Origin of the sequence: Pseudomonas sp. NPDC086566 (genome assembly GCF_050280885.1) — a bacterium.
Taxonomy (GTDB): Bacteria; Pseudomonadota; Gammaproteobacteria; order Pseudomonadales; family Pseudomonadaceae; genus Aquipseudomonas; species Aquipseudomonas vlassakiae.
On record NZ_JBNNWD010000004.1, the window covers coordinates 61,802 to 87,453 of the forward strand.

A 25,652-nucleotide genomic window follows, 5' to 3' on the forward strand; every position below is an offset into this window, starting at 1 on the left:
ACAGCCTTCAGGTTTGCGGTGACCCTGTGGGAGCGGGTTCACCCGCGAAGGCCCCAGCACAGATTCAAAGCCAGACCGCATCCCAATGTGGATAGTCCCTGACGCTTCTGACCAGGCCTGCCCGCAAGGGGTTGGCAACAATGTATCTGGCGACATGCACCATGCTTTCTTCCCTTCTTAATGCCCGGTCCTGATACCCAGACTGCCATACCGGATCATGCTCAACCCCCGCCTGATGCAAAACCAGACTGGACCTGGACTTGAACCTGCGCATCAAGGCGCGCTGATGGGGGACGGTGGTCAGCAGATAGAGCCGGCCAAGTTCTGAATAGCGACCACGGCGCAGTAAATGGGATTGGGCCCGAGACATTCGCTTCTTCCTTGAAAAGCAGGTGAACTCTGAAAGGTAGTGGGTGGAAGGCAGGTGCGGTGTAGAGGATGGTTTCTGGACATGGCAGAAATTTTGAGGTGGCAGTACCGGCCTCTTCGCGGGCTCGCCCGAGAAGAGGCCGTAAAGGCGTACGGCTTTTCGTCAATTCAAACCAAATCAGTACCATCGACGCTTACTCGTAGATACCGTTTTCCGTACAAGTACGTCTCATAGCCTGACGCGAAGAACTTTAGATAGCAAATCATATTCAAATTCATCGGAAGTGGATTCTGCGATACCGAACAAAATAGTGCGTAGCCGTCTGGCTTCACCCTGATTCTGAATAAAATCCCGAGTCATTGGCGAGTCTGAAGGAAGATGCCGGACCTTCTGAGCCTTAAACACATTGTGCTGATTTGCAGCGCGGAGATATGCTCTTAGCGGAACCTTAGTGCTGTCGGGAATCCTGATGAATGCGTCAGCCTTTACTTCAATGCGTACGGGCGGGCGTTTTGAGCGTGGTCCGATCGGTGACGACTCATGGAGTTGCTGCATGTAGGATTTCGTAAGCCTCAGCTCATCGGTGGGATCATTAGATTGGAAAGGCTTGATGTACGAATTGCCCCAGCGAAGCTGTTTTTTTACATAAAAATCCCTGCTTTTCAAAGTCCAGTTCGTATCGAGTTTTATTACCTTGGGGCGAAGTAATAGTGGGGAATGGCCAGTTGGATCAGACAGATTTATGGGGTCGTTAAAGCAATAGCTGTATGAGTTTATACCGCCAAGCGAAAAAGGGCTCATGCTATCGCTGGAGTTGAAGTGAAAGATTCTGGGGTTGTAAATTCGGGTCCCGAGTCCAAGGAAGTAAAGGCCCGTTATATTGTTTAGAAATTCTCCGCAATATTGTAGCGATCCGGTATGGTCAACAGATCGCTTTGAGTATCCATAGGGGCAGTAAGTATTGTTATGGGGGGTGTTACATGGCTTCGTCATTCTTAGTCCTCCTGCTGAAAGCTGACTTTCTACTTTTTCCGCAGTTTTTCAACTGGTAGAAATCTCAGGTTTCAGCGGAGCGTTTTTGTGCTACCTCTGCGCTTTTCCTCGCTTTTGGCACGGAGCTAAAAGCATTCAGGTCAATGACGTTTAATGAACCCTGAACTACGCTGACAGTCGCATCCCACGAATCATTTGCGCGCAAGCAAGGAGCCTGCATGACGTTGATGCGTCCGCTGTTGGTCATTTGCCTGGGGCTGGGTACCCTGCTGTCAGGCTGTAGCAAGGAAGAAACCACCGAAACACTGCCACGTGTCGGCGTGCAACAGGTATCACCCACTGATTTCGCTGCCAGGGTCACCCTGACCGGCGATGTGCAGGCGCGGGTGCAGACCGACCTGTCGTTCCGCGTGGGCGGCAAGATCATTTCCCGTAGCGTCGATGTGGGCGATCACGTCAAGGCCAACCAGGTGCTGGCACGGCTCGATCCGAAAGACCTGCAGAACAATGTCGACTCGGCCAAGGCCGAGGTGTTCGCGGCGCAAGCGCGGGTCACCCAGGCCAGCGCGGCCTTTGTCCGCCAGCAAAAATTGCTGCCCAAGGGCTATACCAGCCAGAGCGAATACGATTCCGCCGAAGCGGCGCTGCGCAGCAACCAGAGCGCGCTCAAGGCTGCCCAGGCAGAGCTGGCCGATGCCAATGAGCAGTTGAGCTACACCGCGTTGGTGTCCGATGCCGATGGCGTGATCACCGAGCGCCAGGCCGAGGTGGGCCAGGTGGTTCAGGCGACCATGCCGATCTTCAGCCTGGCCCGTGACGGCGACCGCGATGCGGTGTTCAACGTCTACGAATCGCTGCTGGTGGCGCCGCCCAGCGACGCTGGCGTCATCGTCAGCCTGCTGGATGACCCCAAGGTCCAGGCGCATGGCGTTGTCCGCGAGATCACCCCCACCGTGTCGGCGCAAAGCGGCACCGTGCAGGTCAAGGTGGCACTGAGGGACGTGCCGCCAGGCATGCAGTTGGGCGCCCCGGTCACTGCCAGCACCAACGCGGTGGGGCGGCCCAGCGTCGAGCTGCCATGGTCGGCCTTGACCAAGGCACTGCATGAGCCCGCCGTCTGGGTCGTGGGCGAGGGCGACAAGGTCGAGCTTCGCAAGATCGAGGTCAGCCGCTACCTGACCGGCAAGATCGTGGTCGCCAGCGGCCTGAAGGCCGGCGAGACCGTGGTGGTAGTCGGGAGCCAGCTGCTGCACCCCGGCATGAAGGTAGAGAAGGTCGATGCCAAGGCTGCGGAGGATGAGCTATGAAGCGCCTGCTGATACTGTCGGCCGGCCTGCTGCTGGCCGCCTGCGGTCACGAGGAAGAAGCGCCCGAGCCGATCCGGCCGGTGCTGTCGGTGAAGGTGGAACCCCAGGTGCAGTCGCAGCTTGGCCGCTTCGCTGGCGTTATCCAGGCGCGCTTCGAAAGCACCTTGGGCTTCCGGGTTGGCGGGCGCATTGCCCGGCGTTGGCTGGATGTGGGCGCCCAGGTCAAACCGGGCGACACCTTGGCCACGCTCGACCCCACCGACCAGCAGAACCAGCTGCGTGCTGCCGAAGGCGACCTGGCCAAAGTGCAGGCGCAGTGGATCAACGCCCAGGCTGACGCTCGCCGCCAGCAGCAGCTGTTCGACCGCGGCGTCGGTGCCCAGGCCCAGCTGGATATCGCCCAGACCAACCTGAAAACCACCAGCGCCGCGCTGGAGCAGGCGCGCTCGGCACTCAGCCAGGCCCGCGACCAGCTCGACTACAGCACCCTGCGCACCGATCACGCGGCCGTCATCACCGCTTGGCAGGCCGAAGCCGGGCAGACCGTCACCGCCGGCCAGGCCGTGGTGACCCTGGCGCGGCCGGATGTGAAAGAGGCGGTGATCGACCTGCCGATCGGCCTGGCCGAACAACTGAACAAGGGCCTGACCTTCACCGTTGCATCGCAGCTCGACCCGACCATCAACACCACCGCCACCCTGCGCGAGCTGGAGCCGCAGGCCGATGCGACGACCCGGACCCGCCGCGCGCGTCTGACCTTGGCCAGCACCCCGCCGGCCTTCCACCTGGGCACCGCGATCAGCGTGACCCTGAGTTCCGAAGTGAGCCCGCGCAGCGAGCTGCCGCTCAGTGCCTTGCTCGAACGTGATGGCAAGACGCAGGTCTGGGTGATCGACACCCAGCAGAAAACCGTGGGTACCCGCGACGTCACCCTGATCGACCGTACCGCCGACAGCATCGTCCTGGCTGCGGGCGTGCAGCCTGGCGAGCGCGTGGTGACGGCGGGTGTGAACAGCCTCAAGCCTGGCCAGAAGGTCGCCTTCGACGAGGATGCGCAATGAAAGGAAGCTTCAACCTGTCCGAATGGGCGCTCAAGCATCAATCGTTCGTCTGGTACCTGATGTTCGTTGCCTTGCTGATGGGCATTTTCTCGTACTTCAACCTTGGCCGTGAGGAAGACCCTTCGTTCACCATCAAGACCATGGTGATCCAGACCCGCTGGCCGGGTGCGACCCAGGACGAAACGCTCTATCAAGTCACCGACCGTATCGAGAAGAAGCTCGAAGAGCTGGACTCCCTCGACTACACCAAGAGCTACACCCGCCCGGGCGAATCCACGGTGTATGTGTACCTGCGCGATACCACCAAGGCCAAGGACATCCCGGAAATCTGGTACCAGGTGCGCAAGAAGATCCAGGACATCCGCGGCCAGTTCCCGCAGGGTATCCAGGGGCCTGGCTTCAACGACGAGTTCGGCGATGTGTTTGGTTCGATCTACGCCTTCACCGCCGACGGCCTCACCCTGCGTCAGTTGCGTGACTACGTGGAGCAGGCGCGCGCCGAGGTGCGCGATGTGCCCAACATCGGCAAGATCGAGCTGGTCGGCACCCAGGACGAAGTGCTGTACCTGAACTTCTCGACCCGCAAGCTGGCGTCTCTGGGCATCGACCAGCGCCAAGTCATGCAAGCCCTGCAGTCGCAGAACGCGGTGACCCCGGCCGGAGTTATCGAGGCTGGCCCCGAGCGCATTTCGGTACGCACTACCGGGCAATTCGCTTCGGAAAAAGACCTGCAGACGGTCAACCTGAAGATCAACGACCGCTTCTTCCGCCTGGCCGATATCGCCGACATCCAGCGCGGTTACGTCGACCCCCCATCACCGATGTTCCGCTACAACGGGCAGACCGCCATCGGCCTGGCCATCGGCATGAAGGCCGGCGGCAACATGCAGGTATTTGGCGCGGCGCTGAAAAAGCGCATGGATCAGGTGATAGAGGACCTGCCGGTCGGCGTGGGCGTCCACACCGTGTCGGACCAGGCCGTAGTGGTCAAGCAGGCGGTCGGCGGCTTCACCAGCGCGCTGTTCGAAGCGGTGGTGATCGTGCTGGCGGTGAGCTTCGTCAGCCTTGGCATGCGCGCTGGCCTGGTGGTGGCCTGTTCGATTCCGCTGGTGCTGGCGATGGTGTTCGTGTTCATGGAATACAGCGGCATCACCATGCAGCGGATTTCGCTGGGTGCGCTGATCATCGCCCTTGGCTTGCTGGTGGATGACGCCATGATCACCGTCGAGGTGATGGTCACGCGGCTGGAAATGGGCGAGAGCAAGGAGCAGGCGGCCACGTTCGCCTATACCTCGACGGCGTTCCCCATGCTCACCGGTACCCTGGTGACGGTTGCCGGCTTCGTGCCCATCGGCCTCAACGCCAGTTCCGCCGGTGAATACACCTACACGCTGTTTGCGGTGATCGCCGTGGCGTTGATGGTGTCGTGGGTGGTGGCGGTGTTCTTCGCCCCGGTGCTGGGCGTGCACATTCTCAGCAGTGCCAAGCTCAAGGCCCATGAAGCCGAGCCAGGGCGCGTCGGCCGGGCCTTCGAGCATGGTCTGCTGTGGTGCATGCGCAACCGCTGGCTGACCATCATCGGCACAGTGGTGCTGTTTGCCCTGGCGATCTTTTGCGAGCGCTTCGTGCAGAACCAGTTCTTCCCGTCATCGGACCGCCCGGAAATCCTCGTCGACCTCAACCTGCCGCAGAATGCTTCGATCGAGGAGACCCGCAAGGTGGTCGACCGCTTCGAGGCCCTCATCAAGGATGACCCGGACATGGTGAGCTGGAGCACCTACATCGGCCAGGGTGCGATTCGTTTCTACCTGCCCCTCGACCAGCAGTTGCAGAACCCTTACTACGCGCAGCTGGTGATCGTCAGCAAGGGCTTCGAAGAGCGCCAGGGCATGATGCAGCGGCTGCAGAAGATCCTGCATGAAGACTTTGTCGGCATCGGCGTCAACGTGCAGTCGCTGGAAATGGGCCCGCCGGTGGGCAGGCCGATCCAGTACCGGGTCAGCGGCGCCAATATCGACGAGGTGCGCAAGCACGCCATCGACCTGGCCACCTTGCTCGACCAGAACGAGCACATCGGCGAGATGATCTACGACTGGAACGAGCCGGGTAAGGTACTGCGGGTGGAAATCGCCCAGGACAAGGCACGTCAGCTGGGGTTGTCATCGGAGGACGTGGCCAATGTGATGAACAGTATCGTCAGCGGCGTGGATATCACCCAGGTCAACGACAACATCTACCTGGTCGATGTGGTCGCGCGTGCCGAGGACAGCGAGCGCGGTTCGCCCGATACCCTGCAGAACCTGCAGATTCTCACGCCTAGCGGCACCTCGATTCCGCTGCTGTCGTTCGCCACCGTGCGTTACGAACTGGAGCAGCCGCTGGTGTGGCGCCGTGACCGCAAGCCGACCATCACCATCAAGGCCTCGGTCAACGGCGATATCCAGCCGACCGACCTGGTGGCCCAGCTCAAGCCGAAGATCGACGAGTTCGCCAGCAAGCTGCCGGTGGGCTTCGAAGTGGCCACAGGCGGTACCGTGGAGGAGAGCGCCAAGGCCCAGGGGCCGATCCGCAAGGTCATCCCGTTGATGCTGTTCCTCATGGCGACCTTCCTGATGATCCAGCTGCACAGCGTGCAGAAGCTGTTGCTGGTGGTCAGCGTGGCGCCACTGGGGTTGATCGGCGTGGTGCTGGCACTGGTACCGACGGGCACGCCGATGGGCTTTGTGGCGATCCTCGGCATCCTCGCCCTGGCGGGCATCATCATTCGTAACTCGGTGATCCTGGTGACCCAGATCGACGAGTTCGAGGCCCAGGGCCTTTCGCCGTGGGATGCGGTGGTGGAGGCGACCAACCATCGGCGTCGCCCGATCCTGCTGACGGCGGCGGCAGCGAGCCTGGGCATGATCCCGATTGCCCGCGAGGTGTTCTGGGGGCCGATGGCCTACGCGATGATTGGCGGGATCATTGTCGCGACCCTGTTGACGCTGCTGTTCCTGCCGGCGTTGTACGTGGCCTGGTACAAGATCCGCGAGCCTGAACACAGCACCAAGACCCAGCACTGATCCTTGTGGGAGCGGGCACGCCCGCTCCCACAGAGGTATTTTCTCGCCCTCAAGATCATCACTTGAATTTGGTTATATAAACATTCTTAAACAGTATTTTTAAGAATAATCCCGCCTCACTACTATTGCCCTCAAGCCAGGCAATGAACCCCTTCACATCCATGCCCGGCACCCTCATTCCAAGGAGAACGAGCATGAGTGCATCGCTGCGTAGCATCGACGGTCAGGACGAAGCCACCATTCTGCGTGAGATCCAGAGCGCCTTGCGCGACCTGCGTTTCGGTGCGGTGGAAATCACCGTGCACAACGCTCAGGTCGTGCAGATCGAGCGCAAGGAGAAGTTCCGCCTGCAACAGCCAGGCAACAAGGCCGGCTGATTCGCGCCACAACATCCAAAACTAGAAAAATGCCAATCGGGAGCTTCACCATGTCCATCCGCCGTTATGCGCTTGCCGCCCTGGCCAGTGCTGTTTTTGCCGGTTCCGCCATCGCCAAGGACTACGAACTGCTGAACGTGTCCTATGACCCGACCCGTGAGCTGTACCAACAGTACAACGCCGAATTCATCAAGCACTGGCAACAGGCCCATCCGGGCGACAAGGTGAAGATCCAGCAATCCCATGGCGGCTCGGGCAAACAGGCTCGTGCGGTGATCGATGGCCTGCGCGCCGACGTGGTGACCCTGGCCCTGGCCGGTGACATCGACGAAGTCGCCAAACTCGGCAAGACCTTGCCTGAGGATTGGCAGAAGCGCCTGCCGGACGCCAGCACTCCGTACACCTCGACCATCGTGTTCCTGGTGCGCAAGGGCAACCCGAAAGGTATCAAGGACTGGGGCGACCTGATCAAGAAGGACGTGTCGGTCATCACGCCCAACCCGAAAACGTCCGGTGGCGCCCGCTGGAACTTCCTCGCCGCCTGGGCCTACGGCCTGAAGACCGGCGGCAGTGAAGAGAAGGCCAAAGCCTACGTGCAAGAGCTGTTCAAGCACGTGCCAGTGCTGGACACCGGTGCCCGCGGCTCGACCATCACCTTCGTCAACAACGGTCAGGGAGACGTGCTGCTGGCCTGGGAAAACGAAGCCTTCCTGGCGCTCAAGGAAGACGGGGGCGCCGACAAGTTCGACATCGTCGTGCCGTCGCTGTCGATCCTTGCCGAGCCGCCGGTGGCGGTGGTCGACAAGAACGCCGAGAAGAAGGGCAACACCGAGATTGCCACTGAATACCTCAAGCACCTGTACAGCCCGGCCGGGCAGAAGATTGCCGCCGAAAACTTCTACCGCCCGCGTGACGAGAAAGTCGCTGCCGAATTCGGCAAGCAGTTCCCGAAACTGGACCTGGTGACCATCGACAAGGACTTCGGTGGCTGGAAGACTGCACAACCGAAGTTCTTCAATGATGGCGGTGTCTTCGACCAGATCTATCAGGCACAGTAACGCGGTCACTGTAGGAGCGGCCTTCAGCCGCGAAAGGGCTGCGTAGCAGCCCCAGGATTCAGAAGCCTGCACGGCCCGGAATTGTTTCCGGGCTTCGTGCGTTCAACCAGGGATATTTATGTCACGTCGCATTTCCCCCGTCATACCCGGCTTCGGGCTGACGCTGGGCTACACCTTGGTGTACCTCAGCCTGATTGTGCTGATACCGCTGGCGGCCATGTTCGTGCATGCCGCGCAGCTCACCTGGGAGCAGTTCTGGAACGTCATCAGTGCGCCGCGGGTGATCGCCGCGCTGCAATTGAGTTTCGGCACCGCCCTGTTCGCCGCCATCATCAACGGAGTGATCGGTACCCTGCTGGCCTGGGTGCTGGTGCGCTATACGTTTCCGGGGCGCAAGATCATCGATGCGATGATCGACCTGCCGTTCGCCCTGCCCACCGCCGTTGCCGGTATTGCCCTGACCGCCCTGTACGCGCCTGCGGGCTGGGTTGGCCAGTTCGCCACCGACCTCGGTTTCAAGATCGCCTACACGCCGCTGGGCATCACCCTGGCGCTGACTTTCGTTACCCTGCCGTTCGTGGTGCGCACGGTGCAGCCAGTGCTGGCCGACATCCCGCGTGAAGTGGAAGAGGCCGCAGCATGCCTGGGTGCGAAGCCGTTACAGGTGTTCCGCCATATCCTCGCGCCGGCGCTGTTGCCCGCCTGGCTCACCGGTTTCGCCCTGGCCTTCGCGCGCGGTGTTGGCGAGTACGGTTCGGTAATCTTCATTGCCGGCAACATGCCGATGAAGACCGAGATCCTGCCGCTGCTGATCATGGTCAAGCTCGACCAGTACGACTACACCGGCGCCACGTCCATCGGCGTGTTGATGCTGGTGGTTTCCTTCATCCTGCTGCTGCTGATCAACCTGCTGCAGCGCCGCATCGAAACCCCTTGAAGGAGGCCGCATGTCTGGTTCAACCCTGAGTGCAAGCGCTGCCGCCAATGCTGCGCGACGTGGCAGCGCCACCTCGCGGCGCGTGCTGATCGGCCTTGGCTGGCTGGTGTTCGCGCTGTTCCTGCTGCTGCCCTTGGTGATCGTGGTGTCGCAGGCGCTGAAGAATGGCTTCGGCACCTTCGTCGAGGCGATCCTGGAGCCTGATGCCTTGTCGGCGCTCAAGCTCACCTTGCTCGCCGTGGTCGTTTCGGTGCCGCTGAACCTGGTGTTCGGTGTCAGCGCCGCGTGGTGCGTGAGCAAGTACAGCTTTCGCGGCAAGAGTATCCTGGTGACGTTGATCGACCTGCCGTTCTCGGTGTCGCCGGTGATCGCCGGCCTGGTCTACGTGCTGATGTTCGGTGCCCAGGGCCTTTTCGGCCCATGGCTGCAGGACCATGACATCCAGATCGTGTTCGCCCTGCCGGGCATCGTGCTGGCGACCATTTTCGTCACCGTGCCGTTCGTCGCCCGTGAGCTCATCCCGCTGATGCAGGAACAGGGCACGCAAGAGGAGGAGGCCGCGCGCCTGCTCGGTGCCAACGGCTGGCAGATGTTCTGGCATGTGACCCTGCCGAACATCAAATGGGGCCTGATCTACGGCGTGGTGCTGTGCACCGCGCGGGCCATGGGCGAGTTTGGCGCAGTGTCGGTGGTTTCGGGCCATATCCGAGGCGTGACCAATACCTTGCCGCTGCACGTGGAGATCCTCTACAACGAGTACAACCACGTCGCGGCCTTCAGCGTGGCCAGCCTGTTGCTGATCCTGGCGCTCTTCATCCTGCTGCTCAAGCAGTGGAGCGAGAACCGTATTAACCGCCTGCGCCACAGCGCCGCGGAGGAATGATTCATGTCGATCGAAGTTCGTAACGTCAGCAAGCGCTTCAACAGCTTCCAGGCCCTGAACGCTATCAACCTGGACATCAACAGCGGCGAGCTGGTGGCCCTGCTTGGCCCGTCCGGCTGCGGCAAGACCACCCTGCTGCGGATCATCGCCGGCCTGGAGACCCCGGACCAGGGCAACATCGTATTCCATGGCGAGGACGTGTCCGGCCACGACGTGCGTGATCGCAACGTCGGCTTCGTGTTCCAGCACTACGCGCTGTTCCGCCACATGAGCGTGTTCGACAACGTCGCCTTCGGCCTGCGCATGAAGCCCAAGGGCGAGCGCCCGAGCGAAAGCAAGATTGCCGAGAAAGTCCACGAACTGCTGAACATGGTGCAGCTCGACTGGCTGTCCGACCGCTACCCCGAGCAGCTGTCCGGTGGCCAGCGCCAGCGTATCGCCCTGGCCCGCGCACTGGCAGTGGAGCCCAAGGTGCTGCTGCTGGACGAGCCGTTCGGGGCGCTCGACGCCAAGGTGCGCAAGGAGCTGCGCCGCTGGCTGGCGCGGCTGCACGAGGACATCAACCTGACCTCGGTATTCGTCACCCATGACCAGGAAGAGGCCATGGAAGTGGCTGACCGCATCGTGGTGATGAACAAGGGCGTGATCGAGCAGATCGGTTCGCCGGGCGAGGTGTACGAGCAGCCAGCGAACGATTTCGTCTACCACTTCCTCGGCGACTCCAACCGCCTGGCCTTGAGCGAGGGCCACCATGTGTTGTTCCGCCCGCACGAAGTGTCGCTGTCGCGGCATGAGACCGAGGGTCACCATGCGGCCGAAGTGCGCGATATCCGCCCGCTGGGCGCGACCACCCGGGTGACCTTGAAGGTGGAAGGGCAGAGCGAGCTGATCGAGGCCGAAGTGGTCAAGGACCACGACAGCCTGACCGGGCTGGCGCGTGGCGAAACGCTGTTCTTCCGGCCGAAGGTCTGGCAGAAGGTGGCGGATATCTGAGTCGCTTTGAGCAAAAAAGAACCCGGGCATGGTCCCGGGTTCTTTTTTGGGCGCCAACCTGACGCGGTCCCAGTGGGAGCGGGTTCAACCGCGATCGAGCGCATAGCGCTCGCAGTAATCTGATGCCTTGCACGAATATTTCATATGCCTGCAAAGCATAGCCCGATCGCAATAAACCCACACCCCGCGAATCCCGCGGCCTAGAGCGATCCCCATAAAATCTATATTCCCAAAGCAACTAACTTTAATTTTAAACATTACTTTAAGAGATAAGCCCCTGGCCGCGATGATTCAGCCACACACCTGAATCAAGAACCCCAGGAGTTTGATCAATGGGTAATGTCCAGTCGGCCGTCAGGGCCTACGACCAGCCATGGCGCCCGAGCCCGGGTGACCTGGTCGACCTTGGACGGACGCTTCGCCTGCCTCTGGGCCAGCTGCGCCTGCAACGCACCCCCGTCAGCGGCCTCAAGCGCCGGGACAAGCTGGCGCTGGGCCTGCTGGTACTGGCCTTGCACGGTGCCGCCGCGTACTGGGTCAGCCAGGCTCCCACGCCCACGCTGCCCGTGGTGCCGCCCCAGATTCCGCCCATGACCATCGAGTTCGCCGCGCCCGCACCGCCGGTCGTGGAGCCGCCGCCACCTGCGCCTGCCCCGCCAGTGGTCGAGCCACCCCCACCAGCGATCGACGAGCTGGCCGCCAAGCCCAAGCCCAAGCCTAAACCGGTGCCCAAGCCAGTTGCCAAGCAACCGCCCAAGCCACAACCCAAGCCGGTCGAGGCGCCACCGCCTGCTCCGGTTGCTGCTCCGGCACCCCCTGCGCCACCCGCGCCGGCCCCGGTCACGCCGCCGTCTGCCAACGCCGCGTACCTGAAGAACCCTGCGCCGGAGTACCCGCAGATGGCCCTGCGCCGTGGTTGGGAAGGCACCGTGCTGCTGCGCGTCGAGGTACTGCCCAGCGGCAAGCCGGGGCAGATCCAGATCCAGCAGAGCAGCGGCCGCGATGCCCTCGACGCCGCCGCCCTGGCCGCGGTCAAGCGCTGGAGCTTCGTTCCCGCCAAGCAGGGCGATGTGGCCCAGGCCGGCTGGGTCAGCGTGCCGATCGATTTCAAGCTTCGCTAACTTTTTCGCAGAACACAGGAAGACATCATCATGAGCCTGCTGGCATCCCCCCTCGAATCCGTTGAAAGTGCAGTCATCTGGCTGCTGGTCGGTTTTTCCGTCGTCACCTGGGGCCTGGCCCTGGTCAAGATCGTGCAGTTCGTACGGCTGAAGAATCAGGACAAGCGCTTCCACCAGCAATTCTGGGCCGCATCGAGCCTCGACTCGGCGGCGGAAATCAGCCACGAGCTGCCAGGCCCGGCCGCGCGTGTCGCCCAGTCCGGTTATGCGGCGATTGCGGTCGGTGAAGCGCACGCCAATGACCTGAGCCACGCCATCAACCACCAGGACCGCCTCGAACGCGCCCTGCGCCAGCAGATCGTGCGTGAGCGTCGCTCTCTGGAAACCGGCTTGGCAGTGGTCGCCAGTATCGGCAGCACCTCGCCTTTCATCGGCCTGTTTGGCACCGTGTGGGGCATCATGGAAGCGCTCAAGGGCATCAGCGCGGCCGGCTCCGCCAGCCTCGAAACCGTGGCCGGGCCGATCGGCGCGGCGCTGGTCGCCACCGGTGTGGGTATCGCCGTCGCGGTGCCGGCGGTTCTGGTCTACAACTACTTCCTGCGTCGCCTCAAGCTGACGGCGGCCGACCTCGATGACTTCGCTCACGACTTCTACAGCCTGGCGCAGAAGAGTGCCTTCCGCGTGCTGGTGCACCCGGCTGTGCACAAGGCCCAGGGTGGCTTCACCCAGCCGGTGAAGGAGGCGTCCTGACATGGCCTTTTCGACCCAGGATAGCGACGAAGTCCTCAGTGAAATCAACGTCACGCCGCTGGTGGACGTCATGCTGGTACTGCTGGTGGTGTTCATCGTCACCGCGCCGCTGCTGACCAACGCCATCCCGATCAACCTGCCCAAGACCGAGGCCGTGGCGCCAGTGGAGCAGAAGGACCCGTTGGTGGTGAGCATCGATGGGGGTGGCAAGCTGTTCATCAACAAGGACGAGATCCAGCCGGACCTGCTGGAAAGCAACCTCAAGGCGGCCAAGGACAAGGACGCCGACGTGCGTGTGCAGCTGCAGGCCGATGACGGCGTGAACTATGGCGAAGTGGCGCGGGCCATGGCTGCGATCGAGCGCGCCGGGATCAGCAAGCTGGCGGTAATAACTGCACGGTAGTCTCATATTCTTCAGGCAAGTGCTTAAGGGCCATATCTCTTGGCAGGGGTTGGCCCCTTTTTTTGCCTGTTATCCAAGCTATGTTCTGGTTATTAATAAATAGCTTCTTATTCCTTTACGAATATAAATGCCTCCCTATACTGGTTCCCAAGCACGCAAACTTACTGGAGGCGTCCCCATGCGCAATGAGTCAATTCGTTACCTGATTGTGCCGGGCTGGCAAGGATCGCCAGACAACCATTGGCAGAGTCACTGGCAGCGCACGCTGCCCAACAGCGCCCGTGTCGAGCAGCATGACTGGCTCACCCCACAGCGCCGTGATTGGGTGCAGGCGCTGGAGCAGGCGATTGCCGCCGAACGCTCGCCGGTGATTCTCATCGCTCATAGCCTCGGCTGCATCACCGTCGCTCACTGGGCCGCACACGCCAGCCCGGCCCTGCTGCGCCGCGTACGCGGCGCGTTGCTGGTGGCGCCGGCAGATGTCGAGCGGCCCACATGCTCGTCGGCCTTGCGCAACTTCGCGCCGATCCCGCTGCAGACGCTACCGTTCCCCAGCCAGGTGGTCAGCTCGGACAACGATCCGGCAGTGAGCGTGCCACGTGCCTTGTACCTGGCTCAGGCCTGGGGCGCCGAGGCGGGCCTGCTGAGCAATGCCGGGCACATCAACGTGAAGTCCGGCCACGAGCGCTGGGAACAAGGCTTCGCCTACCTGTATCGCCTGCAAAGCCGGGTCGAGCAGCGCGCACTGCAACGCGCCTGATCGGCCCCGACCGTTTACCGTTTGCCTGACGCCCGGCCACGATGGCCTGGGGCGGGAGTCTGCCATGACTGTACAAAACCCGTTCGGCCAGCCGCTGCTGACCTTCCCTGAACTGGACAAGAGTCCCTTGAGCATCCGTGCCAAGGCGCTGGTGTTCATCGACCCGCGCTCGCAGCAGTTGCGCCAGACCCTGGAGCAGCTGGCGCCGCAACCGGTACCGGTGCTGATCCGCGGCGAAACCGGTACCGGCAAGGAATTGCTGGCACGGCAGATCCATCGGGCCAGTGACCGGCCGGGCCTGTTCGTCTCGGTCAACTGCGCAGGCATCAGCCCGACCTACGCCGACGCCGAGCTGTTCGGCTACAGCGCCGGCAGCCAGGGCGGCACGGCCAGCAGCCGCGCCGGCTGGTTCGGTTCGGCCAATGGCGGCACCTTGTACCTGGACGAGATCGCCGACCTGCCCTTGGCGATCCAGGGCAAGCTGCTGGCAGCGTTGGAAAACCGCGAGGTCACCCGTGTCGGCGCGCAGCAACCACAGCCGGTGGATGTGCGCCTGGTCGCCGCGACCAGCATCGACCTGGCGCGGGTGGTAAAGGCCGGGCGATTCAACGAGCGCCTGTACCAGTACCTGCGCGAAGGCGCGCTTGAGCTGCCACCGCTGCGCGAGCGGCCGGGCGATATCCTGCCATTGGCCGAGTATTTCGTGGGTATCTACAGCGTGCGCCTGCAGCGACCACTGGCACTCATCAGCGAGGCCGCGCAGCGGGTGCTGGAAGCGCATGCCTGGCCGGGCAACACCCGCGAGCTGGAGAACGTGATCCACTTCGCCCTGCTGGTGAACGAGGGTGACGAGCTGCTGCCGGAAGACCTCGACCTGCCCAACCCCGCACCCTAAACGAGCAATAAGCAAATCGGATAGTGGCATTTTGTTTTTGGAATAAGCAGCTAATTAAAAGATATTGTTACGGCATAAAAAATCTCGGTATTGTCCGCCTCACGCCCGCCGATGAAACGGTTGGGCACCCGACTTCGCCATCCGCGATGGCCCAGATACAGAATAAGGAACACCATGAAGAAGACCCTGCTGACCACTGCCCTGGCCGCCGCGCTGTCGTTCGCTGGCCTGGCATCCGCTGCCGAGAAACTGGTGGTTGCCGCGACCCCGGTACCGCACGCCGAGATCCTCGAGCTGATCAAGCCGACCCTGGCCAAGGAAGGTGTGGACCTGCAGATCAAGGTCTTCACCGACTACGTGCAGCCGAACGTGCAAGTTGACCAGAAGCGTCTGGACGCCAACTACTTCCAGACCCTGCCATACCTGCAGAACTTCAACGAAGGCAAGGGCACCCACCTTGAAACCGTGATTGGCGTGCACGTCGAGCCATTCGGTGGTTACTCGAAAAAGGTCAAGAGCCTGAGCGAGCTGAAAGAAGGCGCCAGCGTTGCCATCCCGAACGAGGGCAGCAACAGCGGCCGCGCCCTGCTGCTGCTGCAGAAGGCTGGCCTGATCACCCTGAAAGACCCGAAGAATGCCCTGGCGACCCCCAAAGACATCGCCGAGAACCCGAAGAAACTCAAGTTCCGCGAGCTTGAGTCGGCCATGCTGCCGCGCGTGCTGGACCAGGTCGACCTGGACATGATCAATACCAACTACGCCCTTGAAGCCGGCCTGAACCCGGCCAAGGACGCGCTGGTGATCGAGGGCAGCGACTCGCCGTACGTGAACTTCCTGGTGGCCCGCCCGGACAACAAGAACAGCGAGGCTATCCAGAAGTTGGCCAAGGCGCTGACCAGCCCTGAGGTGAAGGAATTCATCGCCAAGAAATACCAGGGTGCGGTACTGCCTGCGTTCTGATGGTTTGATCGGTGCATGAAAATGCCGACGCATCTGCGTCGGCATTTTTGTTTGTGGCTGGGGAAGGTTGAGTTGGCCTCTGGCCTCTTCGCGGGTAAACCCGCTCCCACAGGTATGGCGTTGCCGGTGGGAGCGGGTTTACCCGCGAAGAGGCCAGGACAGGCTTATGCCGAAGGCAATCCACCCAAGGCCCGGCGCAATGCCAGCAGCCACAGCAATTGTTCGTTCGAGTCAGGTGAGCAGGGGCTATTCATCGTTGTCGTCCTTGTGGAGATGGCCGTGCTGTCTGAAGCTGTTTGAAAGGCGTGATACAGAAAAGTTTCGATAGCCCAAGGCGTGATATATATATGCAATAAAGATATTTATAAAAAGATTTTTATGCCTTTAGAGTCTACTGATCGCGCATGGCGCATCGTTCAGACTTCCCTATGTCGTACTTCGCACACCGGATGTCGAGGCACAATCCATGACCTTCGACACCGCGTTCATTCTTAGCACATTGCCAGCCTTCTTCAAGGCGGTCGGCGTGACCTTGCAGGTCGGGCTGATCGCCATCGCCACCTCGCTGCTGGTGGCGCTGCTCAATGCCACGGTCCTGGTGCTACGCACGCCTTACCTGCGGCACGTGGTCAAAGGCTATGTGGAACTGGCGCGTAACACCCCCTTGCTGATCCAGCTGTTCTTCGTCTACTTCGCGTTGCCGAGCCTGGGCCTGAAGATCTCCGGTTTTGCCGCAGCGATCATCACCATGACCTTCATGGGCGGTGCCTACCTCACCGAGGTGCTGCGTGCCGGTGTCGAGGCCGTGCCACGTGCGCAGCTGGAATCGGGCCGCTCCATCGGGCTGTCGGAAGGCCAGCTGCTGCGCCACGTGGTCCTGCCCCAGGCTGGCATCCTCAGCCTGCCGGCACTGTTCGCCAACTTCGTCTTCCTGCTCAAGGAAACCACCGTGGTCTCGGCCGTGGCGGTGCCTGAAATCCTCTACACCACCAAGAGCTACATCGCCCTGTACTACAAGACCTACGAGATGCTCGCGGTGCTGACGCTGCTCTGCGTACTGCTGTTCCTGCCGCTGTCGCTGCTGCTGCGCTACCTGGAAAGGAGGCTGCAACATGGCCAGTTCGGCAATTGAGCTGCTGCTGACGTCCTTGCCGCTGCTGGCCAAGGGGGCGGCGCAAACGTTGGCCATTTCGGCGCTGGGGATTGTCTTCGCAACGCTCGGTGGTGTGCTGTACGGCACGCTGGCCACCCTGGGCAACCGCCTGCTGAACATCGCCTTGCAGGTGTACCTGGAGCTGTTTCGGGCGATCCCGGTGCTGGTCTGGCTGTACCTGGTGTTCTTCGGTTTGCCGATCTTCTTTGCCCTGAGCATTCCCAGCTTCTGGTGCGCGGTACTGGTGCTGGGCCTGTGGGGTGCCAGCGAGGTCGGCGAGGTGGTGCGTGGGGCGTTGCAATCGCTGCCGCGTGGGCAACGCGAGGCCGGGCTGTCGATCGGGCTTTCTACTGGCCAGCTTTACGGCTACGTGCTGCTGCCCCAGGCCCTCAAGCGCATGACGCCACCGACCATCAACATCTACACGCGGATCATCAAGACCAGCTCGCTGGCGGTGCTGATCGGCGTGGTCGAAGTGATCAAGGCCGGCCAGCAGATCATCGAGCGCACCTACGAGTCGCTGCTGATCTACGCCGTGCTGTTCCTGTTCTTTTTCCTCGTCTGCTATCCGCTGTCCGCCGCCTCGCGCGTGCTGGAGCGTCGCTGGGCCCACACATGACCGCACTGATCGAATTCCAGGGTTTCAACAAGTATTTCGGCTCGCACCAGGTGCTGAATAACGTCGACCTCAAGGTGCGCACTGGCGAGGTGGTGGTAATTCTCGGCCCCAGCGGCTGCGGCAAGAGCACCTTGCTGCGTTGCCTCAATGGCCTGGAAGAGGCCCATGGCGGGCACCTGCTGCTGGAGGGTGAAGAGCTGCTGACCCCTGCAACCGACTGGCGGCAGGTACGCCAGCGGGTGGGCATGGTGTTCCAGAGCTATCACCTGTTCGGCCACATGAGTGTGATGGACAACCTGCTGCTCGGCCCGCTCAAGGTGCAGAAGCGTGAACGCGCCGAAGCCCAGGCCCAGGCTGAAGCACTGCTGGCGCGGGTCGGCCTGCTGGACAAGCGTGACGCCTACCCACGGCAGTTGTCCGGCGGCCAGCAGCAGCGCATCGCCATCGTCCGCTCGCTGTGCATGAACCCGCAGGTGATGCTGTTCGATGAAGTCACCGCAGCGCTCGACCCGGAAATGGTCAAGGAAGTGCTGCAGGTGATCCAGGGCCTGGCCCGCGACGGCATGACCCTGCTCATCGTTACCCACGAAATGGCCTTCGCTCGCGCGGTGGCCGACCGCATCGTGTTCATGGAGGCCGGCAGGATCCTTGAACAGAGCGACCCCGAGAGCTTCTTCAGCCAACCGCGGACCGCACGCGCGCAGCAGTTCCTGGACAAATTCTCTTTTGTCGAAAGCCTGCCGAAGACAATGAAAAAGGAATTGTCATGAAAACTGCCCCGCTTACCAAACTGCTGGCGCCCTTGTTCGGCCTGGCCCTGCTGGCCGGTTGCAACAAGGCCGAGGAACCGCCCAAGCCAGCTGCCGCATCGCCGGCCACCAGCTACCTGGAAACCATCAAGGCCCGCGACAAGCTCATCGTTGGCGTATTCACCGACAAGCCGCCGTTCGGTTTCGTCGACGCAAGTGGCCGCTACGTCGGCTTCGACACCGACATCGGCCGGCGCCTGGCCAAGGACCTGCTGGGCGACGAGAACAAGGTGGAGTTCGTCGCCGTGGAGCCGGCCAGCCGCATTCCGTTCCTGCAGAGCGACAAGGTCGACCTGATTCTCGCCAACATGACCGTGACCCCGGAACGCAAGGAGGCGGTGGACTTCACCAACCCCAACCTGCGCGTGGCCGTGCAGGCCATCGTGGCCGACGGCAGCCCGGTGCAGAAGCTCGATGACCTGGCGGACAAGACCATCATCGTCACCACGGGCACCACGGCCGATATCTGGCTGACCAAGCACCACCCGGACTGGAAACTGCTCAAGTTCGAGAAGAACAGCGAGTCGTTGCAAGCGCTGGCCAATGGCCGTGGCGATGCCTATGCCCAGGACAACCTGATCCTGTTCAGCTGGGCCAAGCAGAACCCGGGCTACCGTGTGCTGCCGCAGTTGCTGGGTGAGGAAGCGCCCATTGCGCCAGCGGTGAAGAAGGGCAATACCGAGCTGCGCGACTGGGTGAATGCCGAGCTGGCCAAACTGGGGAAGGAGAAGTTTCTGCTGAAACTGTATGACCAGTATGTGCGCAAGGAACTGAGCGATGACACCAAGCCGGAAAGCGTGATCGTCGAAGGCGGCAAGTGGCAGGGTTGACCGGATAATCGTGGCCGCTGTGGGAGCGGGCGCGCCCGCTCCCACAGCGGCCGCAGCAATATCAAGCCTTGCGCGGCAGCCAATTCAACAAGAACTCATTCACCACCTGCGGGTTCTCCAGGCTGGAGATGTGCCCGGCAAAGGGAATCTGCGCCGCCAGGCAGCCAATGATCCGCGCCATTTCGTTGGACTCTTCAGGCGGCCGCGGAATGTCCTGGTCGCCACAGACCACGATGGTCCGCGAACCCTCCAGCTCACCCAGCCGCGCCAGCAGGTCGGGCCGCCCGAAGATCACCCGCCCCATCGGGTCGAGGCTGTTGCGAATCACCTCGGCACTGCTGGCCTTCAACGCCGCCCGGAAGCCGTCGCGCACTTCGGGCACGGTCTGCCCGCCGGCATGGAAGAAGATCGGCACGACGATGTCCAGCAATGGCTCCGGAAACGACCCCGCCGCACTCGCAGCATCCAGCAAACCAAAATACTTCAGCCGGGTCGCCTCTGGCTCGGCGCCGAGGTAGGTGTCCATCAGCACCAGGCGGTCGACCCGCTCGGGGTGTTCGATGGCCAGCTGCGCGCCCCACATGCCGCCGACAGACAGGCCGACCAGGTGGCACTGGGGGATGTCCAGCGCGTCCAGCAAGGCCAGGTGCTGGCGGGCCAGGGCGCTCATGTCGGTGGTAGTGGCGGGCGGCGCATCGGAGCCGCCATGGCCCCAGAGCTCGGGGACGATGACGCGGAAATGCTCAGACAGTGCCTCGATCTGCGGCTGCCACATCTCGGCCGACCACAGGTAGCTGTGGCCGAGCAGCACCGGGAAGCCTTGGCCCTGGTCGACGTAGCTCATGCGGGCGCCGTCGATTTCGATGTAGTTTTTTTGCATGGATGGGTTCTCGGCTGAGGGTTTTACAGGGTATTCGATATGCCGCGCCAGAGCAGTTACACCTTGATGTCATGGCACCAGCCTGAGGGTGCTCTGTGCCGGGATCACGCCCATTTGCGCCCGCTGATATTTCCCCTCCACATATCCCTCGGCTTGATCCGCGTAGTGCTTGTCGAACAATACTCCGCTCTGCCCGACCGGGTTACTGGTCAGTGCCTGCCCGGCATCGGCGAAATCGATCAGGCGCCGGGTCGATGGCCCGTAGGTCACCGGCCACGGCGCCGGGCCGATCTTCGCTGACAGGTTGTTCGGCACCTCATGGGTGCCGGGGGCGGCAAACGGGCCGACATTGAACAGCAGGTTCAGCGGTTTTTTCGAGCCCAGTGGATGGTTGTGGGTCAGGGTATGGGCCTTGCCCCACTGCCAGCTGGCCGGGTCTTGGCCGAGGGTGTCGCGCAAGTGGGCAAGGCTCTTCTGCCAGGCCACGCGGACGATGGCGGTGCGGTCAGTGCGCTGGTTGCTGCCGCGGGTATTCCACCAGGGTGAATCGGCGTCGGCGGCCAGGCGCGGCAGCGCAGCATCGATGGCGCGGGTACTGATCAGCACCGGGAACCAGGTGTCGCCCAGTTCGTCATGCAACGCGGCATAGGCCAGCTCGTAGAGGAACTGGTTGAACAACGTGGCACTGGTGGAGTCCAGCGGATAGTCGCCGCGCCAGGCGGCCAGCTGCTCGACCAGTTCTTTTTCCTCGTCACCCTGGGCGATCTGACGCAACGTCGCCAGCACCGGTGCCAAGGTGCGCGGGCCGTAATCGCTGGCCGTATCGAGTTGCAGCGCCTGGCTGTTTTGCATGTCCCATTTCACCTCCGGGTTGGCCAGCTGGCGGTCGAGCTGACGGCCGCGGTCGGCGAGGTTGTAGTAGCCCGGTATCGGCACAACGGCCGGAGGCTGGTAGTTGGCCGAGACGATATAGCCGCTGGCCGGGTTTTCCTGTTGAGGGTTGACGCTGAACGGGTAGAAACCGTGCTTGTCGGCCTGGCTGCTGGCGCCGTCGAGGATGAACGCCGGGTTCACCCCGTCCGGGCGAATCGGCAACTTCGCCGCCGCCCACCAGCCGATATCGCCACGGGCATTGGCCCAGACGAAATTCAGCCCCGGCGCCTGCACCCTGGCGGTCGCCTCGCGCATCTTTGCCAGGGTGTCGGCGCGGTTGAGCTGGTAGAAGCCTTCGAGGATCGGGTTTTCGGTTTCGAGGAACGCCCACCACATGGCAATCGGCGTGGCCCCGGCCGTGGTGCCGAGGACGTCGTTGACGATTGGCCCGTGGGGGGAGCGGCGCAGGTTGAGGGTGACGGGCTGTTCGCCTTTGACTGCAATCTGCTGTTCGGTCTTTTCCAGCGTTTGCCACTGGCCGTCGATCATCACCTGGTCGGCGTTGGCAGGGTTGGTCTTTTCCGCGATCAGGTCGACGTCATCGTTCTGGAACATGGTCAGGCTCCAGCCGAAGTCACGGTTGTGGCCCAGCATCGCGAACGGGTTGAGCGCCTGGAAGTAGCCGTACAGGTTGAAGCCGGGCGCCGAAAGTTCGGCCTCGTACCAGACGGCGGGCACGGCAAAACTGATGTGCGGGTCGCCGGCCAGCAAGGGTTTGCCGCTGCGGGTGCGGCTGCCGGAAACGGCCCAGGCATTGCTGCCTTCGAACTGCGGGATGCCGGCTTCGACCAGCGCTTCATGGCTGACGCGGGCCACGGCTTCGAGGCTTTGCCAGTCCGCCGCTGCCAGTGGCGTGCCCATGGCGCCTTGTGGCTGCCAGTCGAGGTCGAAGATGTTCAGGTATGGCGGGCCGAGCTGGTCGCGGATGTAGGTCAGCGCAGGTTCGGTGCGAAACGCTGCGGCGAAGCTGTAGGCCAGGTAGCCAGCAATGCTCAGGGTGTCTTCGGCGGTGAACGGCCGTGGCGTGATGCCGATCAGGTCGAATTCCATCGGTCTGGGGTGGCTGGCCTGCCAGGCGTTGACGCCATCGAGATAGGCCAGCAAGGCTTGCCAGGCGGGTGACTGGTGGTTCTGGCGCCGAGCCATCAGCGCAGCCTGCTCGCGGATGCGCAAGCTGCGGAACAGCGTATCGGTGGGCAGCAGCTTGCTGCCCAGCACTTCGGCCAGCTCGCCACGGGCCAGGCGGCGCATGATCTCCATCTGGAACAAGCGGTCCTGGGCATGCACGTAGCCCAGGGCGCGGTACAGGTCCGCTTCGCTCTGTGCTTGCAGATGAGGCACGCCGCGGGCGTCGTAGCGCACGCTGACCGGGCCTTGCAGCCCGGCCATTGCCACTTCGCCTTCACGCTGCGGCTGCTTGCCGTGCACGTACCAGTAACCGGCGCCCGCCGCCACTGCAACGACCACGGCCAACAGGGTCAGGCTGCGCTTCATCGAAACTCCTTGTGCATTCGAAGGGAAACTGTGGTCCGATCATCGACGGATTCGCGAACAGAGCATAGCCCTCTCAAAGGAGTTTCCATGTCCCTCAGCGAAAAACAGAAAATGCTCAGTGGCCAGCTCTACCACGCCGGCTGCCCCGAGCTGCAGGCCGAGCAGATTGCCAACAAGCACTGGATGCACCGCTACAACAACAGCGTCGAGCTGCTCAACGACGCGCGCAACGGCCTGCTGGCCGAGCACTTCGGCCATGTCGGCGAAGGTACGGTGATCCGCCCGCCGTTCTATTGCGACTACGGCTACAACATCAGCGTCGGGCGCAATACGTTCATGAACTTCAACTGCGTGATCCTCGACGTGGTGCCGGTGCGCATCGGCGAAGACTGCCAGATCGGCCCCAACGTGCAGATCTATACGGCCGACCACCCACTCGACCCCGAAGTCCGCCGTAGCGGGCTGGAAAGCGGCCGACCGGTGAGCATTGGCAACAACGTGTGGATCGGCGGCGCGGCGGTCATCCTGCCGGGGGTGACCATTGGTGACAACGCCGTGATTGGAGCTGGCAGCGTGGTGACCCGTGATGTACCAGCGGGGGTGACGGTGGTGGGTAACCCGGCGCGGGTGCGTCAGCCGGACCAGGGGCAATAACAGCCCAGCGCCAGAGTATTGGAGGCGCTGACTTTGCGGCCGTCCAGCAGCGCCTTGATGATCGGCTCGATGAAACTGTTGCTGGCGTTGCACACCGCACCTTCGCTGTAAGGGCCGAAGTAGGCCAGGTTCCCCTGGCGGTCCCAGATGGCCACGGCGGGGGAGGCGGGCAGCTGTCCGCTGCCGGGCAAGTGGTCGATGGGTTGCAGGCTGGCGAGGTTGGCGGGTAGCTGGCCGTGGCTGCCAGCCTTCTGCGCGACGTGGAAGGTCACGCCCTGACCTGCGAACTGGGTCATCAGGTCGCCCAGGTGCTGCTGGTTGCCGACGTTGCACGGGCAGGCAGGGTCCCAGAAGTGCACCACGCGGATCGGGCCGGGGCCGGCGAGTTCGGCGGGCAGTTGCAGCTGGCTGCCGTCGAACAGCGTGGTCTGGTTGTCGAACGGGCGCAGGTAGCGGGACTGGAAGGTGGCGTAGGCCTGCCAGAGCACGGCCACGCCGATCAGCAGGGCGATTGCTGCGCATAGCTGTTTGATGAGTCGAGTCTTCATGAAGGCCGGTGGTGCTGTTCGAGGTGAGCAAGCTTGCCACGACGCCGGCCAGAGCTGAATATCCCAGATCAATACTCGCTCCGCCTTGGATGTACCCGATGCCCGCTGCTTTTGACCCCGACCTCCTGCGTGCCAGCCTCGCGCCGTTGGCCAACCGCCAGCCGTTGTCCACGCAGGCTCAGGACTATCAACGCTTCTATGGCCTGAACCTGCCGGCGCAGAGCTGGCTGGGCGGTTTCCAGACGGCGGGGTTCGAGCTGGTCGGGCAGGTGTGGTTGCCTGAAAAACCGGTCGCGACGCTGTTCCTGCTACACGGCTATTACGACCACATGGGCCTCTATCGGCATGTGATCGAGTGGGCGCTGAAGCGCGGTTACGCAGTGATCAGCTGTGACCTGCCAGGCCACGGCCTGTCCAGCGGCGAGCGCGCCAGCGTCAGTGATTTCGCGGTCTACCAGCAAGTGCTGGGCGCCTTGTTCGAACAGGCGCGTGGCCTTGATCTGCCACGGCCCTGGCACCTGTGCGGGCAGAGCACAGGTGGCGCCATCGCTGTCGATCACTTGCTGAACGAAGGCGAGCGCAGTCCCATCGATGGTGAGGTGATCCTGCTGGCGCCGCTGGTGCGGCCCCGGTCCTGGCGCTGGTCGAAATTCAGTTATCGGGTATTGCGCCACTTCGTCAACGGCATCGAGCGGCGCTTCAGCGAGAACACCAACGACCCGACTTTCCTGCCCTTTCTCGAGGCCGACCCGCTGCAACCGCGGCGGCTGCCCACCGCCTGGGTCGGCGCGTTGATTGCCTGGGTCAGGCGTATCGAGGCGGCGCCGCATTGCGCGCGACGGCCGTTGATCGTGCAGGGCGAAGCGGATGGTACGGTGGATTGGCCCTACAACCTCGAAGTGCTCAAGGCCAAGTTCAGCGAGCCACAGATCCTGTTGTTGCCCGAAGCTCGCCATCACCTGGCCAACGAGCTGCCGGACATTCGCCAGCGCTACTTCGATTTCATCGAGCAGCGCCTGGGCTGATCATTTGAGGTCGGCGCTGTTCTGGCCCACCGCCAGGCCGGCACGCACCGCAGCCACGGCGGCCTGGTAATAAGCCTTGCCGTCTGGCGACTCGGCGAAGGTAGCGAATTCTTCCAGCTCGTCGTCGGACAGGTCGCGGTAGACGTAGAGCAGGGTGTTGTTCAGGTCTTCGCCGATCTGTCCCATAAGACGCTGGCGCTGGCCGTCGAGCAGGCTCTGGGCCTGGCTGGCGCCGAACAGGCCGGGGATCATCGAGCTCAGGCTGTCGGCGGCCACCCCGGCAATCGCCAGGCTGACTTCGGCGCCGGCCTCGCGGGCTGGCAGGGCCTGGGCCAGGTGGCCTATGACCAGCATGCGATTGTCGCTGGCCTGCATCTTCGGCAGGCCCTTGGCGTTCTTGGCCAGCTGGTCCTTGCGCGTGGCCAGCAACTCGGCGGCGACAATCTTGCGCCCCAGCGGCGACTGGAAGAAGGCCAGCGCCGGGGTCGGGTTGGGCAACGTACTGCGCAGTTTGGCCAAGGCACGGTTGTCCATCGCCTGGGCCTGGAAGCGCTGGTTGCTGTTGTTGACCAGCGCCTGGTAGACCGCAGGCGGCAGGCTGTTGCGGTAGCGCTGCTGGGCCGCGCTCACGGCATCGGAAAAATGGGCGCGCTGGTCGGGCCAGCCGGCAGCCTTGTACAGTTGATCAAGGCTGTCTGCCCAGACAGGCACGGTGCAGATCATCAGCAGAAGCAGGGAAAACAGACGGTGCATTCAGGACTCCTGTCGGCAGGTGGC

27 protein-coding genes are annotated in these 25,652 nt (G+C 62.6%); 21 read left to right on the top strand and 6 right to left on the bottom strand.

Annotated features, from left to right (window positions below; all coding sequences use genetic code 11):
* Positions 1-64: 64 nt before the first annotated feature.
* A complete protein-coding gene (locus ACQKPS_RS10245) occupies positions 65-370 on the bottom strand; it encodes a transposase (protein ID WP_427603890.1) in 306 nt (101 codons plus the stop codon).
* A gap of 228 nt (positions 371-598) precedes the next feature.
* The gene (locus ACQKPS_RS10250; protein ID WP_427603892.1) at positions 599-1,363 is read right to left on the bottom strand and encodes an RHS repeat-associated core domain-containing protein; all 765 of its coding nucleotides are present in this window, start codon (positions 1,361-1,363) and stop codon (positions 599-601) included.
* Between the two features lie 218 nt (positions 1,364-1,581).
* On the opposite strand from ACQKPS_RS10250, the gene ACQKPS_RS10255 reads away from it, so the two are divergent.
* From ACQKPS_RS10255 to ACQKPS_RS10345, 19 genes are all read left to right on the top strand, one after another.
* Positions 1,582-2,670 (top strand): efflux RND transporter periplasmic adaptor subunit, encoded by a 1,089-nt coding sequence (locus tag ACQKPS_RS10255; protein WP_427603894.1) that lies wholly within the window; start codon positions 1,582-1,584, stop codon positions 2,668-2,670.
* Complete coding sequence (locus ACQKPS_RS10260; RefSeq protein WP_427603896.1) at positions 2,667-3,731, top strand: efflux RND transporter periplasmic adaptor subunit; 1,065 nt, start codon at positions 2,667-2,669, stop codon at positions 3,729-3,731. The genes ACQKPS_RS10255 and ACQKPS_RS10260 overlap by 4 nt, the downstream gene beginning before the upstream one ends.
* On the top strand, positions 3,728-6,793 hold the full coding sequence (locus ACQKPS_RS10265; protein WP_427603898.1) for an efflux RND transporter permease subunit: 3,066 nt from the start codon (positions 3,728-3,730) through the stop codon (positions 6,791-6,793). The genes ACQKPS_RS10260 and ACQKPS_RS10265 overlap by 4 nt, the downstream gene beginning before the upstream one ends.
* A 194-nt stretch (positions 6,794-6,987) precedes the next feature.
* Complete coding sequence (gene oscA / locus ACQKPS_RS10270) at positions 6,988-7,170, top strand: sulfur starvation response protein OscA (RefSeq protein ID WP_016712582.1); 183 nt, start codon at positions 6,988-6,990, stop codon at positions 7,168-7,170.
* A 50-nt stretch (positions 7,171-7,220) separates the two neighbouring features.
* The gene (locus ACQKPS_RS10275) at positions 7,221-8,228 is read left to right on the top strand and encodes a sulfate ABC transporter substrate-binding protein (RefSeq protein ID WP_254482578.1); all 1,008 of its coding nucleotides are present in this window, start codon (positions 7,221-7,223) and stop codon (positions 8,226-8,228) included.
* Between the two features lie 118 nt (positions 8,229-8,346).
* Entirely contained in the window at positions 8,347-9,165 is an 819-nt protein-coding gene (gene cysT / locus ACQKPS_RS10280; RefSeq protein ID WP_254482579.1) for a sulfate ABC transporter permease subunit CysT, read from the top strand.
* 10 nt (positions 9,166-9,175) lie between these two features.
* Positions 9,176-10,048, top strand: coding sequence for a sulfate ABC transporter permease subunit CysW (gene cysW, locus ACQKPS_RS10285; RefSeq protein WP_254482580.1), 873 nt, complete (start codon positions 9,176-9,178; stop codon positions 10,046-10,048).
* A gap of 3 nt (positions 10,049-10,051) precedes the next feature.
* Entirely contained in the window at positions 10,052-11,041 is a 990-nt protein-coding gene (locus ACQKPS_RS10290) for a sulfate/molybdate ABC transporter ATP-binding protein (protein WP_079230119.1), read from the top strand.
* A gap of 332 nt (positions 11,042-11,373) precedes the next feature.
* The gene (locus ACQKPS_RS10295; protein ID WP_254482582.1) at positions 11,374-12,162 is read left to right on the top strand and encodes an energy transducer TonB; all 789 of its coding nucleotides are present in this window, start codon (positions 11,374-11,376) and stop codon (positions 12,160-12,162) included.
* A 30-nt stretch (positions 12,163-12,192) separates the two neighbouring features.
* Entirely contained in the window at positions 12,193-12,912 is a 720-nt protein-coding gene (locus ACQKPS_RS10300) for a MotA/TolQ/ExbB proton channel family protein (RefSeq protein ID WP_054885477.1), read from the top strand.
* A 1-nt stretch (position 12,913) separates the two neighbouring features.
* Positions 12,914-13,315, top strand: coding sequence for an ExbD/TolR family protein (locus ACQKPS_RS10305; RefSeq protein WP_054885478.1), 402 nt, complete (start codon positions 12,914-12,916; stop codon positions 13,313-13,315).
* A 178-nt stretch (positions 13,316-13,493) separates the two neighbouring features.
* Positions 13,494-14,075: an alpha/beta hydrolase gene (locus ACQKPS_RS10310; protein WP_427603904.1), complete on the top strand. Its 582-nt coding sequence runs from the start codon at positions 13,494-13,496 to the stop codon at positions 14,073-14,075.
* Positions 14,076-14,139: 64 nt separating this feature from the next.
* Entirely contained in the window at positions 14,140-14,970 is an 831-nt protein-coding gene (locus ACQKPS_RS10315) for a sigma 54-interacting transcriptional regulator (protein WP_427603906.1), read from the top strand.
* Positions 14,971-15,144: 174 nt separating this feature from the next.
* A complete protein-coding gene (locus ACQKPS_RS10320) occupies positions 15,145-15,930 on the top strand; it encodes a MetQ/NlpA family ABC transporter substrate-binding protein (protein WP_054885481.1) in 786 nt (261 codons plus the stop codon).
* Positions 15,931-15,945: 15 nt separating this feature from the next.
* Positions 15,946-16,230, top strand: a complete 285-nt coding sequence (locus ACQKPS_RS10325) for a hypothetical protein (protein WP_427603908.1) — start codon at positions 15,946-15,948, stop codon at positions 16,228-16,230.
* A 166-nt stretch (positions 16,231-16,396) separates the two neighbouring features.
* On the top strand, positions 16,397-17,062 hold the full coding sequence (locus tag ACQKPS_RS10330) for an amino acid ABC transporter permease (RefSeq protein ID WP_427603910.1): 666 nt from the start codon (positions 16,397-16,399) through the stop codon (positions 17,060-17,062).
* Positions 17,043-17,702 (top strand): amino acid ABC transporter permease, encoded by a 660-nt coding sequence (locus ACQKPS_RS10335; protein WP_427603912.1) that lies wholly within the window; start codon positions 17,043-17,045, stop codon positions 17,700-17,702. The genes ACQKPS_RS10330 and ACQKPS_RS10335 overlap by 20 nt, the downstream gene beginning before the upstream one ends.
* Positions 17,699-18,472, top strand: coding sequence for an amino acid ABC transporter ATP-binding protein (locus ACQKPS_RS10340; protein ID WP_254482587.1), 774 nt, complete (start codon positions 17,699-17,701; stop codon positions 18,470-18,472). Before ACQKPS_RS10335 ends, ACQKPS_RS10340 begins: the two co-directional genes overlap by 4 nt.
* Positions 18,469-19,341 (top strand): transporter substrate-binding domain-containing protein, encoded by an 873-nt coding sequence (locus ACQKPS_RS10345; protein WP_427603915.1) that lies wholly within the window; start codon positions 18,469-18,471, stop codon positions 19,339-19,341. Before ACQKPS_RS10340 ends, ACQKPS_RS10345 begins: the two co-directional genes overlap by 4 nt.
* A gap of 61 nt (positions 19,342-19,402) precedes the next feature.
* On the opposite strand, the gene ACQKPS_RS10350 is transcribed toward ACQKPS_RS10345, so the two are convergent.
* Both ACQKPS_RS10350 and ACQKPS_RS10355 read right to left on the bottom strand, forming a co-directional pair.
* Positions 19,403-20,221, bottom strand: a complete 819-nt coding sequence (locus ACQKPS_RS10350; RefSeq protein ID WP_427603917.1) for an alpha/beta fold hydrolase — start codon at positions 20,219-20,221, stop codon at positions 19,403-19,405.
* A gap of 69 nt (positions 20,222-20,290) precedes the next feature.
* Complete coding sequence (locus ACQKPS_RS10355) at positions 20,291-22,648, bottom strand: penicillin acylase family protein (protein WP_427603919.1); 2,358 nt, start codon at positions 22,646-22,648, stop codon at positions 20,291-20,293.
* An 87-nt stretch (positions 22,649-22,735) separates the two neighbouring features.
* On the opposite strand from ACQKPS_RS10355, the gene ACQKPS_RS10360 reads away from it, so the two are divergent.
* The gene (locus ACQKPS_RS10360; RefSeq protein ID WP_427603921.1) at positions 22,736-23,302 is read left to right on the top strand and encodes a sugar O-acetyltransferase; all 567 of its coding nucleotides are present in this window, start codon (positions 22,736-22,738) and stop codon (positions 23,300-23,302) included.
* On the opposite strand, the gene ACQKPS_RS10365 is transcribed toward ACQKPS_RS10360, so the two are convergent.
* On the bottom strand, positions 23,281-23,850 hold the full coding sequence (locus tag ACQKPS_RS10365; protein WP_427603922.1) for a DUF6436 domain-containing protein: 570 nt from the start codon (positions 23,848-23,850) through the stop codon (positions 23,281-23,283). The two genes, ACQKPS_RS10360 and ACQKPS_RS10365, sit on opposite strands and share 22 nt — an antisense overlap.
* 98 nt (positions 23,851-23,948) lie before the next feature.
* Between ACQKPS_RS10365 and ACQKPS_RS10370 the strand changes: the two genes are divergently transcribed.
* A complete protein-coding gene (locus tag ACQKPS_RS10370) occupies positions 23,949-24,875 on the top strand; it encodes an alpha/beta hydrolase (RefSeq protein WP_427603924.1) in 927 nt (308 codons plus the stop codon).
* On the opposite strand, the gene ACQKPS_RS10375 is transcribed toward ACQKPS_RS10370, so the two are convergent.
* A complete protein-coding gene (locus ACQKPS_RS10375; RefSeq protein ID WP_427603926.1) occupies positions 24,876-25,628 on the bottom strand; it encodes a DUF2059 domain-containing protein in 753 nt (250 codons plus the stop codon).
* Positions 25,629-25,652: the final 24 nt, after the last annotated feature.

What these genes read in the sequence shown, in the direction of transcription:
- ACQKPS_RS10245 (WP_427603890.1), bottom strand. Translation starts at nt 370, where the DNA reads ATGTCTCGGGCCCAATCCCATTTACTGCGCCGTGGTCGCTATTCAGAA.
- ACQKPS_RS10250 (WP_427603892.1), bottom strand. Translation starts at nt 1,363, where the DNA reads ATGACGAAGCCATGTAACACCCCCCATAACAATACTTACTGCCCCTAT.
- ACQKPS_RS10255 (WP_427603894.1), top strand. Translation starts at nt 1,582, where the DNA reads ATGACGTTGATGCGTCCGCTGTTGGTCATTTGCCTGGGGCTGGGTACC.
- ACQKPS_RS10260 (WP_427603896.1), top strand. Translation starts at nt 2,667, where the DNA reads ATGAAGCGCCTGCTGATACTGTCGGCCGGCCTGCTGCTGGCCGCCTGC.
- ACQKPS_RS10265 (WP_427603898.1), top strand. Translation starts at nt 3,728, where the DNA reads ATGAAAGGAAGCTTCAACCTGTCCGAATGGGCGCTCAAGCATCAATCG.
- oscA (WP_016712582.1), top strand. Translation starts at nt 6,988, where the DNA reads ATGAGTGCATCGCTGCGTAGCATCGACGGTCAGGACGAAGCCACCATT.
- ACQKPS_RS10275 (WP_254482578.1), top strand. Translation starts at nt 7,221, where the DNA reads ATGTCCATCCGCCGTTATGCGCTTGCCGCCCTGGCCAGTGCTGTTTTT.
- cysT (WP_254482579.1), top strand. Translation starts at nt 8,347, where the DNA reads ATGTCACGTCGCATTTCCCCCGTCATACCCGGCTTCGGGCTGACGCTG.
- cysW (WP_254482580.1), top strand. Translation starts at nt 9,176, where the DNA reads ATGTCTGGTTCAACCCTGAGTGCAAGCGCTGCCGCCAATGCTGCGCGA.
- ACQKPS_RS10290 (WP_079230119.1), top strand. Translation starts at nt 10,052, where the DNA reads ATGTCGATCGAAGTTCGTAACGTCAGCAAGCGCTTCAACAGCTTCCAG.
- ACQKPS_RS10295 (WP_254482582.1), top strand. Translation starts at nt 11,374, where the DNA reads ATGGGTAATGTCCAGTCGGCCGTCAGGGCCTACGACCAGCCATGGCGC.
- ACQKPS_RS10300 (WP_054885477.1), top strand. Translation starts at nt 12,193, where the DNA reads ATGAGCCTGCTGGCATCCCCCCTCGAATCCGTTGAAAGTGCAGTCATC.
- ACQKPS_RS10305 (WP_054885478.1), top strand. Translation starts at nt 12,914, where the DNA reads ATGGCCTTTTCGACCCAGGATAGCGACGAAGTCCTCAGTGAAATCAAC.
- ACQKPS_RS10310 (WP_427603904.1), top strand. Translation starts at nt 13,494, where the DNA reads ATGCGCAATGAGTCAATTCGTTACCTGATTGTGCCGGGCTGGCAAGGA.
- ACQKPS_RS10315 (WP_427603906.1), top strand. Translation starts at nt 14,140, where the DNA reads ATGACTGTACAAAACCCGTTCGGCCAGCCGCTGCTGACCTTCCCTGAA.
- ACQKPS_RS10320 (WP_054885481.1), top strand. Translation starts at nt 15,145, where the DNA reads ATGAAGAAGACCCTGCTGACCACTGCCCTGGCCGCCGCGCTGTCGTTC.
- ACQKPS_RS10325 (WP_427603908.1), top strand. Translation starts at nt 15,946, where the DNA reads ATGAAAATGCCGACGCATCTGCGTCGGCATTTTTGTTTGTGGCTGGGG.
- ACQKPS_RS10330 (WP_427603910.1), top strand. Translation starts at nt 16,397, where the DNA reads ATGACCTTCGACACCGCGTTCATTCTTAGCACATTGCCAGCCTTCTTC.
- ACQKPS_RS10335 (WP_427603912.1), top strand. Translation starts at nt 17,043, where the DNA reads ATGGCCAGTTCGGCAATTGAGCTGCTGCTGACGTCCTTGCCGCTGCTG.
- ACQKPS_RS10340 (WP_254482587.1), top strand. Translation starts at nt 17,699, where the DNA reads ATGACCGCACTGATCGAATTCCAGGGTTTCAACAAGTATTTCGGCTCG.
- ACQKPS_RS10345 (WP_427603915.1), top strand. Translation starts at nt 18,469, where the DNA reads ATGAAAACTGCCCCGCTTACCAAACTGCTGGCGCCCTTGTTCGGCCTG.
- ACQKPS_RS10350 (WP_427603917.1), bottom strand. Translation starts at nt 20,221, where the DNA reads ATGCAAAAAAACTACATCGAAATCGACGGCGCCCGCATGAGCTACGTC.
- ACQKPS_RS10355 (WP_427603919.1), bottom strand. Translation starts at nt 22,648, where the DNA reads ATGAAGCGCAGCCTGACCCTGTTGGCCGTGGTCGTTGCAGTGGCGGCG.
- ACQKPS_RS10360 (WP_427603921.1), top strand. Translation starts at nt 22,736, where the DNA reads ATGTCCCTCAGCGAAAAACAGAAAATGCTCAGTGGCCAGCTCTACCAC.
- ACQKPS_RS10365 (WP_427603922.1), bottom strand. Translation starts at nt 23,850, where the DNA reads ATGAAGACTCGACTCATCAAACAGCTATGCGCAGCAATCGCCCTGCTG.
- ACQKPS_RS10370 (WP_427603924.1), top strand. Translation starts at nt 23,949, where the DNA reads ATGCCCGCTGCTTTTGACCCCGACCTCCTGCGTGCCAGCCTCGCGCCG.
- ACQKPS_RS10375 (WP_427603926.1), bottom strand. Translation starts at nt 25,628, where the DNA reads ATGCACCGTCTGTTTTCCCTGCTTCTGCTGATGATCTGCACCGTGCCT.